This window comes from Arthrobacter sp. TJ-178 (assembly GCF_058269275.1).
The window spans coordinates 1,045,590-1,062,514 of record NZ_JBZCNK010000001.1 but is presented as its reverse complement, the minus strand read 5'-3'; the positions used below and the strand labels follow the sequence as shown (position 1 = coordinate 1,062,514).

The 16,925-nt window shown below is 64.2% G+C and carries 17 protein-coding genes; 14 read left to right on the top strand and 3 right to left on the bottom strand.

The genetic code is table 11. From position 1 onward, the window contains the following. Positions 1–100: 100 nt before the first annotated feature. The 13 genes from AC4D2Q_RS05080 (at position 101) to AC4D2Q_RS05020 (ending at position 11,973) form a co-directional block, all read left to right on the top strand. Positions 101–1,144, top strand: coding sequence for an ATP-binding cassette domain-containing protein (locus AC4D2Q_RS05080; RefSeq protein ID WP_490945504.1), 1,044 nt, complete (start codon positions 101–103; stop codon positions 1,142–1,144). Continuing rightward, positions 1,141–1,980 (top strand): ABC transporter permease, encoded by an 840-nt coding sequence (locus AC4D2Q_RS05075; RefSeq protein ID WP_490927814.1) that lies wholly within the window; start codon positions 1,141–1,143, stop codon positions 1,978–1,980. The genes AC4D2Q_RS05080 and AC4D2Q_RS05075 overlap by 4 nt, the downstream gene beginning before the upstream one ends. A gap of 28 nt (positions 1,981–2,008) precedes the next feature. Beyond that, the gene (locus AC4D2Q_RS05070) at positions 2,009–2,962 is read left to right on the top strand and encodes an ABC transporter ATP-binding protein (protein WP_490945503.1); all 954 of its coding nucleotides are present in this window, start codon (positions 2,009–2,011) and stop codon (positions 2,960–2,962) included. Continuing rightward, the gene (locus AC4D2Q_RS05065) at positions 2,959–3,822 is read left to right on the top strand and encodes an ABC-2 transporter permease (protein ID WP_490945502.1); all 864 of its coding nucleotides are present in this window, start codon (positions 2,959–2,961) and stop codon (positions 3,820–3,822) included. The genes AC4D2Q_RS05070 and AC4D2Q_RS05065 overlap by 4 nt, the downstream gene beginning before the upstream one ends. Positions 3,823–3,977: 155 nt before the next feature. Next, positions 3,978–4,952 carry an ABC transporter ATP-binding protein gene (locus tag AC4D2Q_RS05060; protein ID WP_490945501.1) on the top strand — a complete coding sequence of 325 codons (975 nt, stop codon included), beginning with the start codon at positions 3,978–3,980 and terminating at the stop codon, positions 4,950–4,952. After that, positions 4,949–5,827 (top strand): ABC transporter permease, encoded by an 879-nt coding sequence (locus AC4D2Q_RS05055; protein WP_490945500.1) that lies wholly within the window; start codon positions 4,949–4,951, stop codon positions 5,825–5,827. Before AC4D2Q_RS05060 ends, AC4D2Q_RS05055 begins: the two co-directional genes overlap by 4 nt. Positions 5,828–6,000: 173 nt before the next feature. Beyond that, the gene (locus tag AC4D2Q_RS05050; protein WP_490945499.1) at positions 6,001–7,275 is read left to right on the top strand and encodes a M18 family aminopeptidase; all 1,275 of its coding nucleotides are present in this window, start codon (positions 6,001–6,003) and stop codon (positions 7,273–7,275) included. A gap of 203 nt (positions 7,276–7,478) precedes the next feature. After that, positions 7,479–7,832 (top strand): 30S ribosomal protein S6, encoded by a 354-nt coding sequence (gene rpsF, locus AC4D2Q_RS05045; protein WP_490927820.1) that lies wholly within the window; start codon positions 7,479–7,481, stop codon positions 7,830–7,832. Between the two features lie 33 nt (positions 7,833–7,865). Beyond that, on the top strand, positions 7,866–8,435 hold the full coding sequence (locus tag AC4D2Q_RS05040; RefSeq protein WP_400930267.1) for a single-stranded DNA-binding protein: 570 nt from the start codon (positions 7,866–7,868) through the stop codon (positions 8,433–8,435). 147 nt (positions 8,436–8,582) lie between these two features. Continuing rightward, positions 8,583–8,822 (top strand): 30S ribosomal protein S18, encoded by a 240-nt coding sequence (rpsR, locus tag AC4D2Q_RS05035; RefSeq protein WP_003800144.1) that lies wholly within the window; start codon positions 8,583–8,585, stop codon positions 8,820–8,822. An 18-nt stretch (positions 8,823–8,840) separates the two neighbouring features. Beyond that, the gene (rplI, locus tag AC4D2Q_RS05030; RefSeq protein ID WP_400930271.1) at positions 8,841–9,290 is read left to right on the top strand and encodes a 50S ribosomal protein L9; all 450 of its coding nucleotides are present in this window, start codon (positions 8,841–8,843) and stop codon (positions 9,288–9,290) included. A gap of 563 nt (positions 9,291–9,853) precedes the next feature. Next, on the top strand, positions 9,854–11,236 hold the full coding sequence (gene dnaB / locus AC4D2Q_RS05025) for a replicative DNA helicase (protein WP_400930274.1): 1,383 nt from the start codon (positions 9,854–9,856) through the stop codon (positions 11,234–11,236). Between the two features lie 89 nt (positions 11,237–11,325). Beyond that, complete coding sequence (locus AC4D2Q_RS05020) at positions 11,326–11,973, top strand: hypothetical protein (protein ID WP_490945498.1); 648 nt, start codon at positions 11,326–11,328, stop codon at positions 11,971–11,973. A gap of 66 nt (positions 11,974–12,039) precedes the next feature. Here the strand turns inward: AC4D2Q_RS05020 and AC4D2Q_RS05015 are convergent, their stop codons facing one another. Continuing rightward, positions 12,040–14,025 carry an APC family permease gene (locus tag AC4D2Q_RS05015; protein ID WP_490945497.1) on the bottom strand — a complete coding sequence of 662 codons (1,986 nt, stop codon included), beginning with the start codon at positions 14,023–14,025 and terminating at the stop codon, positions 12,040–12,042. A gap of 430 nt (positions 14,026–14,455) precedes the next feature. On the opposite strand from AC4D2Q_RS05015, the gene AC4D2Q_RS05010 reads away from it, so the two are divergent. Further along, positions 14,456–15,250 (top strand): transglycosylase family protein, encoded by a 795-nt coding sequence (locus AC4D2Q_RS05010; RefSeq protein WP_490945496.1) that lies wholly within the window; start codon positions 14,456–14,458, stop codon positions 15,248–15,250. Positions 15,251–15,371: 121 nt separating this feature from the next. Here the strand turns inward: AC4D2Q_RS05010 and AC4D2Q_RS05005 are convergent, their stop codons facing one another. Next, positions 15,372–15,668 carry a MoaD/ThiS family protein gene (locus tag AC4D2Q_RS05005; protein WP_490945495.1) on the bottom strand — a complete coding sequence of 99 codons (297 nt, stop codon included), beginning with the start codon at positions 15,666–15,668 and terminating at the stop codon, positions 15,372–15,374. Positions 15,669–15,715: 47 nt separating this feature from the next. Next, positions 15,716–16,819: a WD40/YVTN/BNR-like repeat-containing protein gene (locus AC4D2Q_RS05000; protein ID WP_490945494.1), complete on the bottom strand. Its 1,104-nt coding sequence runs from the start codon at positions 16,817–16,819 to the stop codon at positions 15,716–15,718. Positions 16,820–16,925 lie beyond the last annotated feature (106 nt).

Genomic DNA, 16,925 nt, shown 5'->3' with positions numbered 1-16,925 from the left:
TCCTGATTCGGGGGAGGCGAACCTCAGCCACGAAACCAGCGGACCAAATCTGTCCGCAATGGGGCTTCCGGAGGCGGGCTGCAGGGTCTAACTTCGGACGATGTCCACTTCCCCCAACCCTTCATCGGGGCTGCCCGGCCCCGCCCCCGGCCTGATTCAGGCAGAGGGAGTCACCAAGGTCTACAACTCCAAATCCGGTCCGGTCCGGGCCCTGGACGGCCTGGACATCTCCGTTCCGGAAGGCACGGTCATGGCGCTGCTGGGACCCAACGGCGCCGGGAAAACCACTGCCGTCAAGGTCCTCACCACACTCATCAGGCCCGATGCCGGCACCCTCACAATCGACGGCATCAACGTGCTGGCTGCTCCCAAGGATGTCCGCCGGATTATCGGCGTTTCCGGCCAGTACGCCGCGGTGGATGAAAACCTCACCGGCCAGGAAAACCTGCGGATGGTGGGCCGCCTCTACCACCTGCCGGGCCGGCAGGCGCGCGTGCGGGCCGCGGAACTGATCGACATGTTCGAGCTCACCGATGCGGGAAACCGCCCCGTCAAAGGCTATTCCGGCGGCATGCGCCGGCGGCTGGATCTGGCCGGCGCCCTCGTCAACAGTCCCCGTGTCCTGTTTCTGGACGAGCCCACCACGGGCCTGGATCCGCGCAGCCGCCTGGCCCTTTGGGGGGTCATCAAGGATCTGGTGGCTGCCGGCACCACGCTGCTGCTGACCACCCAGTATCTGGAGGAAGCAGACCAGCTTGCGGACACCGTAGCCGTCATTGACCATGGTGCGGTTATTGCCGAGGGCACCTCAGACCAGCTGAAGTCCCGGATCGGCGGCCACAGTGTTGCGGTGGCGCTGATCGACGGGAACGACGCCGAGACCGCACGCGGCATCCTGACCCGGCACGGCTCGGGGCCGCCCCATACCGCCGATGACGGCCGCAGCCTGGAAGTAGCGGTGCAGAACGGCCCGGCGTCCCTGCAGCTGATCCTCGCGGACCTGCAGACAGAGCATATTGACCTGCATGACGCGGGCATCCGCCGGCCCACCCTTGATGATGTGTTCCTGCAGCTGACCGGCCGTCCCACCGATGAGGAAGCTGAGCCCCAGGACGCCCGGAGCACGGAAGGAGCCCGCCGATGAGCGCCGCTGCAGTAAGTATTCCGGCCGGCCGCGGCACCTCAACCACGGCCAACTGGGCAGCCGACGGCTGGACCGTCACCAAACGCAACCTGATCAAGATCAAACGCTCGCCGGACATGATCGTCTTCGCGGTGCTGCAGCCCATCATGTTCGTGCTGCTGTTCAGCCAGGTCTACGGCGGGTCGATCAGCGTGGCCGGCACCGACTACACCCAATACCTGATGGCCGGCATTTTCGCCCAGACGGTGGTCTTCGGATCCACGTTTTCCGGGGCCGCCATGGCGCAGGACCTGAAGGAAGGAATCATCGACAGATTCCGCACCCTGCCCATGAGCCCCTCCGCGGTGCTGATCGGGAGGACCAATTCGGACCTCGCCCTCAACGGCATCTCCATGCTGATCATGATGGGAACCGGGCTGCTGGTGGGCTGGCGGGTCACCACCAACTTTGCCTCCTTTGCGGCAGCCGTTGGACTGCTGCTGCTCTTCTCCTACGCCTTCAGCTGGGTGATGGCCCTGCTGGGCATGAGCGTGCGGACGCCGGAAACGATCAACAACGCATCCTTCATCATCCTGTTCCCCATCACCTTCATCTCCAACGCGTTTGTGCAGAGTTCCACGCTTCCGGGGCCGCTGCGCGTCTTCGCGGAATGGAACCCGGTGTCCGCCCTGGTGCAGGCAGTGCGGGAACTATTCGGGAACCTGGGCACCACGCCCGTGCCCGACACCTGGCCCATGCAGCACGCCATTGCTACGGTGCTGATCGGATCTGCGGTGATGCTGCTGGTCTTTGTTCCCCTTGCCGTGCGGAAGTTCGCGTCGGTGAGCTCCAGGTAGGTCCGTCCGTTCCCTGTGAGGACACGCAATGATTGAGGCACATGAACTCGCCAAGCGCTTTGGTGACAAGACCGCCGTCGACGGCATTACCTTTTCCGTCCAGCCGGGAAGGGTGACCGGCTTTCTTGGCCCCAACGGCGCCGGCAAATCCACCACCATGCGGCTGATCGTGGGCCTGGACCGCCCCAGCGCCGGAACAGTGACGGTCAACGGAAAACCGTATGCCCGGCACCGGACGCCCCTGCATGAAGTGGGCGCCCTGCTGGAGGCCAAGGCCGTCCACCCCAAGCGCACGGCCTACAACCACCTGCGGGCCCTTGGCGCCACCGAAGGGATCTCTGCTGCCCGGGTCCGTGAAGTCATTGAGCTCACCGGCCTGGGACCGGCGGCCCGGAAGAAGGTGGGCGGGTTTTCGCTGGGCATGGGCCAGCGGCTCGGCATTGCAGCGGCCCTGCTGGGGGATCCGCAGACCCTGATCCTGGACGAACCGGTCAACGGCCTGGACCCTGAGGGGGTGAAGTGGGTGCGTTACCTCGTCCGGGGCCTGGCCTCGGAGGGCCGCACCGTTTTCATTTCCTCACATCTGATGAGCGAGATGGCGGTCACCGCGGACCACCTGATTGTGATCGGCCGGGGCAGGATCCTTGCCGACGCGCCGATTGACCAGGTCCTCGCGGGCAGCCAGCAGGAACGCGTCCTGGTCCGTACCGACGACGTCGCGGCGCTGGCGGCCGCCGTCGCCGCTCCCGGGGTGGACATGGACAGGACAGGCGGGGATGTCCTGCAGATTGTCGGCCTGTCTACCCGCACGATTGCCGAAGCGGCGCACTCCCGGGACATCCTCATCACCGAGCTCACTCCGCAGAAGGTCTCCCTGGAGGACGCATACATGGAGCTCACCAGGGGTGAAGTGGAATACCAGTCCCAATCGATGAACCAGCCGCCGGAATCCCTGCCGGCGCAGGAAGGACGGACGGCGTGAGTACCTCCGCGGCTTCCCCTGCGTCCCCTGTCCCACCGGCGCCCCGGCAGGAGGCCGGACGGGTCACGTTCCCCCGGGTCCTGAACTCGGAATGGATCAAAACCGTCACCGTGTCCTCCACCGTGATCCTCCTGACCGTGACATTTGTGGTGATGGTTGGCCTGGCCGCGCTGGTGGCCTGGGGCACCGTCCAGCTGGTGAGCGAACCGGCAGCCGGTCCGCCCGGGGGTTTCGATGCCTCGGCGCAGAGCCTCGCCTACGATATTCCGGCCTCCGGGCTGCCCTTCGGCCAGCTGCTGATCGCTGCCCTGGCCGTGGTGCTGATGGGCAGCGAGTACACCACGGGGATGATCCGCACCACCATGGTGGCCGTGCCCACCCGGACCCCCGCGCTTCTGGCCAAAACCCTGGTGATTGCCGTTGTGTCCTTTGTCGTGGGTGTCTTATCTGCTCTGGCCGCCTACCTGGTGGCGCAGCCGATACTGGACAGCCAGGATCTGGGCTTCGGATTGGACGCCGAGTGGGTGCTGCCGTCAATTATCAACACCGGAACCGTCCTGGCGCTGATCGCCGTCATGGGTGTGGCCATCGGCGCCCTGCTGCGCAGCACGGCCGGGGGAGTGGTGACGTTCGTGGGCGCACTGTTTGTCCTTCCGATCATTGCCAGCCTGCTGTCCGGGCTCGCGGACTGGGTGGATGACGCGGCCCGTTTCCTGCCCAGCAGTGCTGCCACCCAACTCGTCGCTACAAGGATCCAGCCGGACCAGTTCAACCAGGTGGAAGGGGGCCTCATCCTGGCCGGCTGGGCGCTGGTGCTGCTGGTGGCCGCCGTCGTTCTCCTGAAAAAACGGGACGTCTGAGCCGTGCCTCCGAGTCCACGGCTGACTGCGGGTTATCCCTGATTCATCCCTGGAAAGTTGCCGAAATCATCCTTTCGAACGGTCCGGACAGCGTTTCACTCCCATAGGGTGAGAGGAGCCCCCCAGCTTCCATCCGCCCCAACGTGAGGATCACCATGATCGAGGCATCCGGCCTCTCGAAACGCTACGGCCCCAAAACCGCCGTCAACGACGTTTCCTTTACCGTCCAACCCGGCAGGGTCACCGGCTTCCTGGGCCCCAACGGCGCCGGCAAATCGACCACCATGCGCATGATCGTGGGGCTGGACCGCCCCTCGGCCGGTGCCGTGACGGTCAACGGCAAGCCGTACCAGCAGCACCGCGCGCCGCTGCACGAAGTCGGCGCACTGCTGGATGCCAAGGCCGTGCACACCAAGCGCACGGCCTACAACCACCTGCGCGCCCTGGCAGCCACCCACGGGATCTCGAACAAACGGGTCAACGAGGTCATTGAACTCACCGGCCTGGGACCGGTGGCGAAACGGCGGGTGGGCGGCTTCTCCCTGGGCATGGGGCAGCGCCTGGGCATCGCCGTCGCACTTCTGGGTGACCCCCAGACACTGATTTTCGACGAGCCGGTCAACGGCCTGGACCCGGAAGGCGTTCTCTGGGTCCGCAACCTGGCGAAGGGCCTCGCCGCTGAGGGGCGGACCGTCTTCCTGTCCTCGCACCTCATGAGCGAAATGGCTGTCACCGCGGACCACCTGATCATCATCGGCCGCGGCAGCATCATTGCCGACGCACCGATCAGCGAGGTCATTGCCGGGCAGGACAAAATCCGCACGCTGGTGCGGACGGACCAGCCGGAGGAACTGCGGCGGGAACTCGAAAACCGCGCAACCACCTTCACCCAGCTTGAACCGGGCCTCCTGGAAATCACCGGCCCCGAGCCGCGCAGCATCGCCGAGGCCGCCCTGGCCCGGCAGATCCTGATCTACGAGCTGACTCCCCGCAAGACCTCCCTGGAAGAGGCGTACATGGAGCTGACCCGGGACCAGGTCGAATACCAGTCACACGGCATTGAGCAGCGGGAGGAACCGGCGCCCGCAGCCGAGCCAACTTTGATCAGCGGCGGAGGAAAGTCAGCATGAGCACCCAGACAGCACCAACACCGGCTCCGGCCCGAAGCCGGGACGGCTCGGGCCTGAGCTTCTCGCGCATCCTGCGTTCGGAGTGGATCAAGGTCACCACCGTGCCCTCCACCGTGATCCTTTTGGCCATCACGCTCGTCGTCATGGTGGGGCTCAGCGCCCTGTACGCCTGGCAGCTGGCGGTATCGGTCCAATTCATGGCGGACGCAACCCCGGAGATGCAGGCCCAAATGGGCGGCGGATTGGACATGCTCCGCGAACAGGCGCTCATCGCACCTGCCAGCGGTTACATCTTCGGCCAGCTGCTCATCGCCTCACTGGCGGTTGTCCTGATCGCCTCGGAGTGGGGGACCGGCATGATCCGGTCCACCATGGTGGCCGTTCCCACCCGGATCCCGGCCCTGCTGGCGAAGAATCTGGTCATTGCCCTCATCGCTTTTGTCCTCGGTGCCGGCGCGGCGTTCATCTCCTACTTCATTGCCCAGCCAATCCTCTCCGGGGAAAGCCTGGACTTTGCCCTGACCGAAGACGGCGTGCTGCGCTCCATCCTGAACACCGGAACCTATCTGGCGTTCATTGCCGTGATCTCGATGGCAATTGGCACGCTCCTGCGCAATACGGCAGGCGGCGTGGTGACGGCCATCGGACTGTTCTTCGTCTTTCCGGTGATCATCGTGAACCTCATTCAGGGGCTGGCCGACTGGATTCCCGACGCCGCCCGCTTCCTGCCCACCAACGCCGGGGACCGGATGCTGTTGATTCCAGCGGATGAAGCCGGGCAGCTCACCGCCCTGGAGGGCGGCCTGGTGATGGCAGCCTGGGCCGTGGGGCTGCTCATCATTTCCCTGCTTGTGGCCAAACGCCGCGACGTCTAGGGACAACAACCGTTGGGGGACGGAGGCGGCGGATGAACAGCCGCCGCCTCCGGCCGGATCCTTCGCAGGGCACCAACTCCTCCACAGGGGGAGTTTTCGTGTTTAAGCACCCGGTTTACCCACGGTTCGCGTCACTGTTACGCGCTCCCTCCCGGCTCTGGTTGAATCGAAGCATGTCTGATGCATCGGATCACATCCATGACCTTGGCGCTTTTGTCAGCGCCTCCCCCTCCAGCTTCCATGCCGCACGTGAGGGCGCCCGCCGCCTCATTGCCGCCGGGTTCACCGAACTGGACGAAAGCCTTCAGTGGCCGGCGGATCCAGGAAAATACCTGGTGGTGCGCGACGGCGCCCTGATCGCCTGGATCGTTCCCGAAGGCGCCGGTTCCGGAACCGGGTTCTCCATTCTGGGCTCCCACACCGATTCGCCCTCCTTCAAGCTCAAGCCCCGTTCCACCACCGGACGGCTCGGCTGGCTGCAGGCCGGCGTGGAGGTGTACGGCGGCCCCCTGCTGAACTCGTGGCTGGACCGCGAACTGCAGCTGGCCGGGCGGCTGGTGACCTTTGACGGTGAAGAACACCTGGTGGAAACCGGACCGCTGATGCGGTTCCCCCAGCTGGCCATCCATTTGGACCGGGCCGTGAATGAGGGCCTCAAACTGGACAAGCAGCAGCACATGAATCCGGTGTGGGGACTTGGGGATCCCTCAACCGCTGATCTGCTGGAGCTGCTGGCCGCCCGCGCCGGACTGACGGCAGACCAGGTGGGCGGTTATGACATTGTTGCCGCGGACACGCAGGAGCCGCGGACTTTCGGGGCGGAGAATGAATTCTTTGCCTCGGGCCGCCTGGACAACCTGTCATCGGTCCATGCCGGACTGGCGGCCCTGATTGCCGCAGCAGCAAGCAAAACCGGCGGATCCATTGCCGTTTTGGCTGCCTTCGATCATGAGGAAGTGGGCAGCGGGAGCCGCTCCGGTGCCGCAGGCCCGTTCCTGGAAGATGTGCTCACCCGGATTTCCGGCGGTCTGGGTGCGTCCGAGCTGGACAAGCAGCGGGCCTTCGCGGCTTCCTTCTGCATCTCCGCCGACGCCGGCCACGCGGTCCACCCCAATTACTCTGAACGTCATGATCCGGCCAACCACCCCGTGCTCAATGGCGGCCCGCTGCTGAAAATCAATGCGAACCAGCGCTACACCACCGACGCTCCCGGCGCAGCACGCTGGGCCGGGCTCTGCCGGGAAGCCGGGATTCCGTACCAGGAGTTCGTGTCCCACAACTCCATGCCGTGCGGCTCCACCATCGGCCCGCTGACGGCCACCCGGCTGGGCATCCGCACGGTCGACGTCGGCATTCCGCTGCTGTCCATGCACTCGGCCCGCGAGATGGGCGGCGTTCAGGATCCCTTCCACCTGTCCCGGGTGAGTGAAGTTTTCTTCACCAAGTAACCGCCGGCCGCAGGATGCCGGACCCGGGCGGGAGCGTAAGAACCACCTGTCCGGGTCCGGTAGACTAGCTAAGTCTGTGCTGTCGGCTTGCCCGACGCTTTTCCTGCCCCCTGGTCCTCCAGGGCCGGCGGGACGACAACGCAAAAGAACCTCCTGTTACGGAAATGCCGTGACCGTATAGCCCAAAGGAGGTGGGTTCACAAATGCGTGCTTATGAACTGATGGTTATCATCGACCCCGAGGTAGAAGAGCGTACAGTCGAGCCTTCGCTCGACAAGTTCCTCAATGTTGTCCGCAACGATGGTGGAACCATCGAGAAGGTCGACATCTGGGGCCGTCGCCGCCTCGCCTACGAAATCCAGAAGAAGGCTGAAGGCATCTACGCAGTGGTTAACTTCACCGCGACGCCTGCTGCTGCTGCTGAGCTTGACCGCCAGCTGAGCCTGAACGAGACCATCATGCGCACCAAGATCATCCGCCCGGAAGAGCAGAAGATCTCGAAGAAGGATGCCAAGAAGGCCGCAAAGGCTGAAGCTGCAAAGGTTTCCGCAGAGTAATTTCTGCAAACCAAACCGAAATCAGGAGGCAACATGGCAGGCGAGACAACTATTACCGTCGTCGGCAACCTAACGAATGATCCGGAACTCCGGTTCACCCCGTCAGGTTCGGCAGTGGCTAACTTCACCATTGCCTCGACTCCGCGGACCTTCGACCGCACGTCAAATGACTGGAAGGACGGCGAAACGCTGTTCCTCCGTGCATCTGTCTGGCGCGAAGCCGCTGAGAACGTGGCCGAATCCCTGACCAAGGGGACGCGTGTTGTTTGCCAGGGCCGCCTGAAGTCGCGTTCGTATGAAACCAAAGAAGGCGAAAAGCGCACCGTTATGGAGCTTGAGGTCGACGAGATCGGTCCCTCGCTTCGGTACGCCTCCGCAAAGGTCACCCGCACCCAGCGCTCCGGCGGCGGTGGCGGCGGCTTTGGCGGCAACAACGGAAACTCCGGAAACAGCGGCTTCGGCGGCAATTCCAACCCCGCATGGGGCGGCGGCCAGCAGCAGCCACAGGCTGCACCGGCTGACGATCCCTGGGGTGCTCCTGCAGGCGGCGGAAACGCCGGCGGCTGGGGCAACGGTCCGGACTCCAACGATCCGCCCTTCTAAGCTCGACCGGAGAGCGGTGCGTTGCCCAACGGGAAACGCACAGCTTTTCACCCCCTGCGCCTTCGGGCGCAACCTCAGACGGCACCCGCCGTCGAGCCCATCCCGTGGAATGATCCACGGGCTCCACTAGACATAAGGAGCTCCACGATGGCTAAGGCTGAACTTCGCAAGCCCAAACCAAAGTCCAATCCCTTGAAGGCCGCTGACATCACTGTCATCGACTACAAGGACGTAGCATTGCTGCGCAAGTTCATTTCCGACCGCGGAAAGATCCGCGCTCGTCGCGTAACTGGCGTAACTGTGCAGGAACAGCGCAAAATTGCACAGGCAATCAAGAATGCCCGTGAAGTTGCTCTCCTGCCGTACTCCGGCGCTGGCCGCGGCTAAAGGAAAGGAACCTAACTCATGGCAAAGCTCATTCTGACCCACGAAGTAACCGGTCTCGGCGCTGCCGGCGACGTCATCGAGGTAAAGGACGGTTACGCACGTAACTTCCTTCTGCCCCGCGGCTTCGCTCTGACCTGGACCAAGGGTGGCGAGAAGCAGGTTGAGTCCATCAAGGCTGCCCGCGCTGCCCGCGAGCACGCTTCCTTGGAAGATGCTCAGAAGCAGGCTGCTGCACTCTCCGCCAAGCCGGTCACTCTGGCCGTCAAGGCCGGCGAGTCCGGACGCCTCTTCGGTACCGTCAAGCCCGCCGATGTTGCCGCTGCTGTCGAAGCTGCCGGTCTCGGCGCCATCGACAAGCGCAAGGTTGAACTGCCGACTCACATCAAGTCGGTTGGTTCCTTCCAGGCCAACGTCCGTCTGCACGACGACGTTGCTGCTGTCATCGACCTGAACGTCGTAGCCAGCTAGTACGCCGCAGGCACGCCTTAGCGCGTGTTTGGCTTCTGCGCCTCCCGCCTTCGGGCGGGGGGCGCTTTTGCGTGCAGCGTGCATCCTCGCGGCTGTGGCGGCATGCTGATAAATCCTGTGGATACCGGCTGTGGAAAATTCTCACCAAACCGGGGATAACCTCGGCCATATGCCTGATTCGGCCATCTGTCAACCTGAAATTCCGGCGTGCATGTCCACAAAAAATACTTGTTGTGCACAGGTGTGGATGAACGTTTTCCCACGTCAGAGCCATATTTAGGGTGAAAATAAATGTTTATCCACACCCTTATACCCAACCTGTGCACAAGACACGCCGCCTTATCAACACCTTGTCCACAAGGGCTGTGGATAACTCATTTGGGAGCAGGGGGATTCGGGACTACGGTTGCGGATGAATCCCATCTATTCGACTCCCTGCCTTTCACCGGGACGGTGCCGTTCTCCGGCCGCCGCAGAAGTGTCACCGCGGCGGGATAGACCTGAATCAGCTGCCCACCGGGCAGGGATCGCACCACAGCAGGACCTTGGGAAAGGGTTACACAGTGTCGCTCACGCATACTGATTCACCGGCATCCAGCGCAGGCTCCGACTTCGCACGGACGCCCCCGCAGGATTTGGTTGCTGAGCAGTCCGTCCTGGGCGGCATGATGCTCTCCAAGGACGCCATTGCCGACGTCGTGGAGGTCCTCCGGGGGATCGACTTCTACCGTCCGGCCCACGAATCCATTTTCGAAGCCATCATTGACCTGTACGGCCGCGGCGAGCCTGCCGACGCCGTCACCGTCTCGGATGAACTGACCAAGCGCGGCGAGATCGGGCGAATCGGCGGCCCGGCCTATCTCCACACACTGATCCAATCCGTTCCCACCGCTGCCAATGCGGGGTTCTACGCCGAAATCGTCCGCGAACGCGCGGTCCTGCGCCGGCTGGTGGATGCCGGCACCAAAATTGTCCAGCTCGGATATTCCAGCGACGGCATGGAAGTGGATGACATCGTCAACGCAGCGCAGGCCGAGGTATACGCCGTGGCGGAACGCCGCACCGCAGAGGACTATGTTCCGCTGAAGGACATCATCGAGGGCACGGTGGACGAGATCGAGTCCGCCGGCCACCGCGGTGAAGGCATGACCGGCGTGCCCACCGGATTCTACGAACTGGATGAGCTGACCCAGGGGCTGCATCCGGGCCAGATGATCGTGATCGCTGCCCGTCCCGCCGTGGGTAAATCCACCTTTGCCCTCGACTTTGCCCGCTCCGCGGCAATCAAGAACAACATGACCACCGTCTTCTTCTCCCTGGAAATGGGCCGCAACGAGATTGCCATGCGCCTGCTCTCCGCGGAAGCCACCATCGGGCTGCAGGACCTGCGCAAGGGAACCATCAAGGACGAGCAGTGGGGCAAGATCGCCACCACCATGGGGCGGATGAATGACGCCCCGCTGTTCATTGACGACAGCCCGAACATGTCACTGATGGAAATCCGGGCCAAATGCCGGCGGCTGAAGCAGCGCCATGACCTCAAGCTCGTGGTGCTGGATTACCTGCAGCTGATGTCCTCGGGCAAAAAGGTGGAGTCCCGCCAGCAGGAAGTTTCAGAGTTCTCCCGTGCCCTGAAGCTGCTGGCCAAGGAGCTTGAAGTGCCGGTGATCGCCCTATCGCAGCTGAACCGTGGTTCCGAGCAGCGTACGGACAAGAAGCCCATGGTTTCGGACCTGCGTGAATCCGGTTCCATTGAGCAGGATGCGGACATGGTGATCCTGCTGCACCGTGAGGACATTTACGACAAGGAGTCCCCGCGTGCCGGCGAGGCCGACGTCATTGTGGCCAAGCACCGTAACGGCCCCACCAAAACCATCGTGGTGGGCTTCCAGGGCCACTACTCCCGGTTCTCCAACATGGCAGTGGAGGGCGGCTCCGGCTTCTAGGCGCCCGGCGTCTAGAATTGATGCTGCCGGTCTGCGCCCTGACGGTCCGTCACGGCCGCATTCCCGACCAGCCGCATCCTAGGAGTACCGTGCCCAAGTCAAAGCCCCGCAAGAAGGCAGCAGCCAAGAAGAAGCAGGCCCGCCGTGCCGAGCATGAGACCAACCGGATCTTCGGCAACACCGAATCCTTCACCAGCGACGAAGGTGAGTCGCTGCTGACCGAACGCGGCTGGATCAGCGAACGGAGCCAGCCCGGCGGTGCGCTCGACGGCGATGCCTGGTACTGGATGCCCTCGCAGCTGCCCGCCTATCTGGAAGAGGGCGAACCCGTGCCGACGTCCGTCTTCCCGCTCGAAACCGGCTTCGTGAGCCAGCTGGCAACACCGGACGGCTCTGTTCCGCCCGAGGCGCAGACCGAATACGGTTCCCTGGAGGAACTCGAAGCCGACCTGGAACGGCTGGAGGCCTACCGGGTTCCGGAGGGATCCTGGACGGTCCTCAGCGGCGGGCCCGGACCGGAGGAAACCCCGGCGGACCTCATTGAGACCATTGCCGAGGACTGGGAGCTCATTGCCGAGCTGATCCATTTCCCCTACAGCACCGAGCAGGGACCGCGGTCCTTCGAGACCGTGGTGCAGGCCCACGCTGACGGGCTCCTCACGGACTACGCCTACCGGTCGGTCCTTGCCGGGCGGGGCATGCCCGTTCCGGAACCGACCGCCAAGCCGGAGGCCTGAGCCGGAGCTGTTGCTCCTGCCGCCGGATCCATCTGCGACCGGTTCAGGCTCCGGGCAGACCTCTTGCTACAGCCCGGAACCCGCTGTAGGTGTGGCGTCCCGGTCCCGGCTGGAAGCCAGCTGCCAGGGGACGCTGGCCACCATGATGCCCGGCTCAAAGTGCAGGCGGGCTTTCATCCGCAGGGCGGTCTGGTTGTGCACCAGCTGTTCCCACCAGCGGCCCACCACATACTCGGGGATGTAGACCACAAAGAGTTCGCGGGGAGCATTTCGCCGTGCCTCGCGCAGATAGGTCAGCACGGGGGACACCGTCTCGCGGTACGGGGAGGAAAGCACCGTCAGCGGAACGGGGATCTGCATCCTCTCCCACTGCTCCATCACCCGTTTGGTGTCCTCGGAGTCGATGTCCACGATGATGGCGTTCAGGGTTGAGGGGCGCGACGCGCGGGCGTAGGCCAGGGCCCGCAGGGCGGGCTTGTGAACCTTGGACACCAGGATCACTGCATTGACGCGGGACGGGAGCGCCAGCCCATGCGCGTCTTCCTCCACTGCCAGTTCCCTGGCCACGGAATCGTAATGCGTTCGGATGGTGAACATGAGCAGATACAGCCCGGCCATGGCCAACAGCGCAATCCACGCACCGTGGGTGAATTTTGTCACCAGGACAATCACGAGGACCAGCGCCGTCATGCCGAATCCGCCGGCATTAATGACCCGGGAGCGCTTCATCTGGCGGCGCGCTTCCCGGCTGCGTTCCGTGCGCAGTCGTGCGGTCCAGTGACGGATCATGCCGAGCTGGCTGGCCGTGAAGGAAACGAACACACCCACGATGTAAAGCTGGATCAGGCGGGTGACATCGGCGTCGAAAAGAAGGATCAGGACCAGCGCGCCCACGCCAAGGGCAATAATGCCGTTGCTGAACGCGAGCCGGTCACCGCGGGTGCGCATCTGCCGCGGCAGAAACCCGTCCTTCGCGAGGATCGAGGCCAGGACCGGGAACCCGTTGAAGGCCGTGTTCGAGGCGAAAACCAGGATCAGTCCCGTGGCTGCAATCACAATGTAGAACGGAAGGCTTCCGTTGCCGAAGACCGTTTCCGCGAGCTGGCTGATCACCGGATGTTGAACGTATTCCGGGCCGACCGGGTTCCCGTTGATGGTCAGCTGGAGGGCGGGGTCCTGCACCATGCGCACATGCGTGGCGCTGGCAAGGGCGAGGATTCCGGCGAGCATCGAGGCCGCCACCACCCCCAGGAGCAGCAGAGTGGTGGCGGCATTGGTGCTCTTGGGCTTGCGGAAGGTGGGAACACCGTTGCTGATTGCCTCCACGCCGGTCAGCGCAGCTGCACCCGAGGAGAAGGCACGCAGGAGCAGGAACGCTCCGGCCAGGCCCACCAGACCGGAATCCATCGCGGATTCAGGCACCAGGTCAAAGTCTGCGGACGGCGCCTTGCCCAGCGTGCCGGTGACAGCCTGGAAGGCACCGACGGCACACATGCCCAGCACTGAAGCGATAAAAACGTAGGTGGGAACGGCGAATACGGCCCCGGCTTCCCGGATCCCGCGCAGATTGACAAGGACCAGGGCGGCCACGCCGACGGCGGCAATCACCGCCTGGTGTCCGTCCAGCACCGGCATGGCAGTGATCAGGTAGTGCGACGCGGAAGACATGGATACGGCGACCGTGAGCACATAGTCCACCAGCAGGGCGGATGCAACCGTCAATCCGGCGGGTTTACCCAGGTTGGTGCTGGCAATTTCGTAGTCCCCGCCGCCGGAGGGATAGGCATGGACGTTCTGCCGGTAGGAGGCAACCACTGTGAGCAAAACGACGATGACGGCCAGTCCCACCCAGGGAGAGACGGTTACCGCAGTGACGCCGGCCAGGGCCAGTGTGAGCAAAATTTCGTCGGGAGCGTACGCTGCCGACGAAAGAGCATCCGAGGCATATACCGGCAGCGCGATGCGCTTGGGAAGCAGGGTGTGCGAGAGCCGTTCGTTGCCGTAGGGACGCCCGACCAGAATGCGCTTGAGCGCATTGAAGAATGTGAGCACGAGGTCAAACCCTAGACCTGCGGTTGGTTCGTGTCCACAAGACCCCAATAGCTGTGACCTTCACCACAGCTATGCGGGACGGGTTGTTGCACCCTTCCGGCCATCGGCCCGCGCGCTGACGGGGAGGAGCGCAAAAGAGTGCGGAGGCGGTCACGTTTTGCTCGACCGATACCAATTTGTTATCAAGCAGGACATCCCTTACGGTGTTTAGCGGGTTCGGAAATAGAACCCCCCGGGCAGATGAAGTCCCGGAAGATGGCTGGCACCGTTCCGGGTGCAGCCGCAAAACGCTCGGTGCCTCGAGCCACCACACGTCGCCACATCGTCAGGCACCGCTTTCATGACCTCTATCGTCAAGGGGTTGGCGACGGCGTCGAGAAGCCTTGGGAAGGGTGGAACGCAGGTGGGCCCCGGGAGCAGCCAAATCCAAATGACTAAGTCTAAGATCAGCCGTAACGTTCGCCGGGGACTAGCTGTAGCAGCAATCTCGGGTGCTGGCGTGGCCCTGACCGCAGTACCGTCCCAGGCTGCAGACGCGAGTACATGGGATGCACTCGCACAGTGTGAAAGCGGCGGCAACTGGAGCATCAGCACCGGTAACGGGTTCTCCGGCGGCCTTCAGTTCACCCCGAGCACCTGGGCCGCCTTCGGCGGTACCGGTGATCCCACCTCTGCCAGCCGTGAGCAGCAGATTGCCGTGGCTGAGAACGTTCTCGCCGGACAGGGCTGGGGCGCTTGGCCTGCCTGCTCCGCAAAGCTCGGCCTCTCCGGCGGAGCCACCGGTGCGGTGACTCCCCAGAGCACTGTTCCGGAGCAGACCCAGCAGTACACTGCCCCCGAGGCTACGTACACCGCTCCCGCCCCGGTTCAGGAATACGTGGCTCCGGCCCCGGTTCAGGAATACGTGGCTCCCGCCCCGGTTCAGGAATACGTGGCACCGGTGGAAACCTACTCGGTTCCCGAAGCCCCGGCAGCCCCTGAGGTTGCAGTGCCCGAGACCCCGGTTATCCCGGAGGCACAGGTTCAGCAGTACGCACCGGTGGAGACCCCCGCCCCCGCTGTGACCGGTGAGACCTACACCATCCAGTCCGGTGACACGCTCTCCGGAATCGCCGAGAAGCTCGGCATCGAAGGAGGCTGGCAGACGCTGTACAACGCCAACGCCGACTCCGTCATCGACCCGAACCTGATCTTCACCGGCGCTGTTCTGCAGCTGCCGGCCTAGTGAAGGCCTAGCCCGGAATCTGCAGCATCTTTGCAGGACCGGATATTAACAGTAAGCAGGCGCCCCGCTTCACGGCGGGGCGCCTGCTGCGTTAACCGACAGGCCGGGACGCCCTCCGCCGTCAGCCGCCCGCCACGGACTGCAGGACGAGGACTTCACATCCCGGAGGCACCGAGCTGGCCAGGCCGTCCAGGGAGCGGAGCTCTTCTCCGTTAATATAGACATTCACATACCGGCGCAGTCGGCCGGCCTCGTCCCGTATGCGGCGCTCCAGCCTGGGATAGTCGGCGGCCAGGCCGTCCAGCAGGGCGGCGGCGGTAAGTCCCGGACCGGATGTGCGCGAGAGTTCACGTTGCCCGCCGGCTGCGGCGGACAGCGCCGCCGGCAGGACCAGGCGAACCGGATCGGTTGCGGTCACACTTTCACCTCCCCGCAGCCCTGTCACCCGTCAAAGTGCAGCCTCCTTTACAGTCCCGCAGCCTGCACAACCGCGGCCCGGACGCACAGTACGTCAGGAAGGTTTCCCGCAACCAGGGAAAAGGTGTTGCCCTCATCTGCGCTCCCGAATACCTGCCCGCCCCGGGTGCCGAAGTACACGCCGGCCGGCTCTGCGGTGTCCACCGCGGCCGCATCGCGGAGCACCGCGTTGTAGTCCGTCTCCGGGAGGCCGTGATCCAGCCGCGTCCACGAATCCCCGGCATCCTCGCTGCGGTACACCGCCAGATGCCCCTCCGGGGCAATACGCTCACCGTCGGCTTTCAACGGGATCGTCCAAATGGTTCCGGGCCGGGTTGGATGCGCCAGCATGACAAAGCCAAAATCGGCGGGCAGTCCGTCCGCGATGGACTGCCAGGAGTCCCCGGCGTCGTCGGTGCGATAGACCCCGTGATGGTTCTGGGCATACAGGCGACGGACATCACCGGCGTCCCGTGCCACCTTATGGACGCATTGCCCGTACTCCGGATTCGGATCGGGCATAAAGTACGCGCTGATTCCGGTGTTGCGCGGCACCCAAGATGCCCCGCCGTCGTCCGTGCGGTAAACACCTGCCGCACTGATCGCCACATGGACGGTGTCATCAACCGGGCTCGGCAGCACGGTGTGGGCCGCGGCACCGCCGAACCCGGCGCCCCACCCGCTGCGGTGGGGATGGTCCCAAAACGGCTGGTTCATCTCGAAATGCTCGCCGCCGTCCGTGGATTTCCACACGGAAATGGGTTCCGCCCCCGCCCAGACCACTCCCGGGCGGTCCGCGCTGTCCGGCTGCAGCTGCCAGACGCGGGTCAGCGCTTCGCCGGTGTCCGCCGGAAAACGGACGGCGCCGTCCTCCGGCTCGCTCCAGGTCTGCCCGAGGTCATCCGAGTGGACCACACACGGGCCCCAGTGCCAGTTCATGATGCCGGCGAGGATCCGGGGAGCCGGACCCCGGGTATCAAGGGCCACGGACGCGACCTCATCCATGAGGAAGTGCGGCCCGGCCAGGTGCCAGTGGTGCCTGTCAGTACTGGTCGCCAGCCACAGGCCCTTGCGCGTACCAATGGCCAGGACGGCTGTGTCCCCTTCATTCATGCTGGTATTGGACCATGCAGGCGCGGCACGGACAAGGGTCCGCCGAAAGGTCCCGCGTGGAAATGCGCGGCCGCATCCGGTAGGTATGGAGCATGCCTTTCCGCTT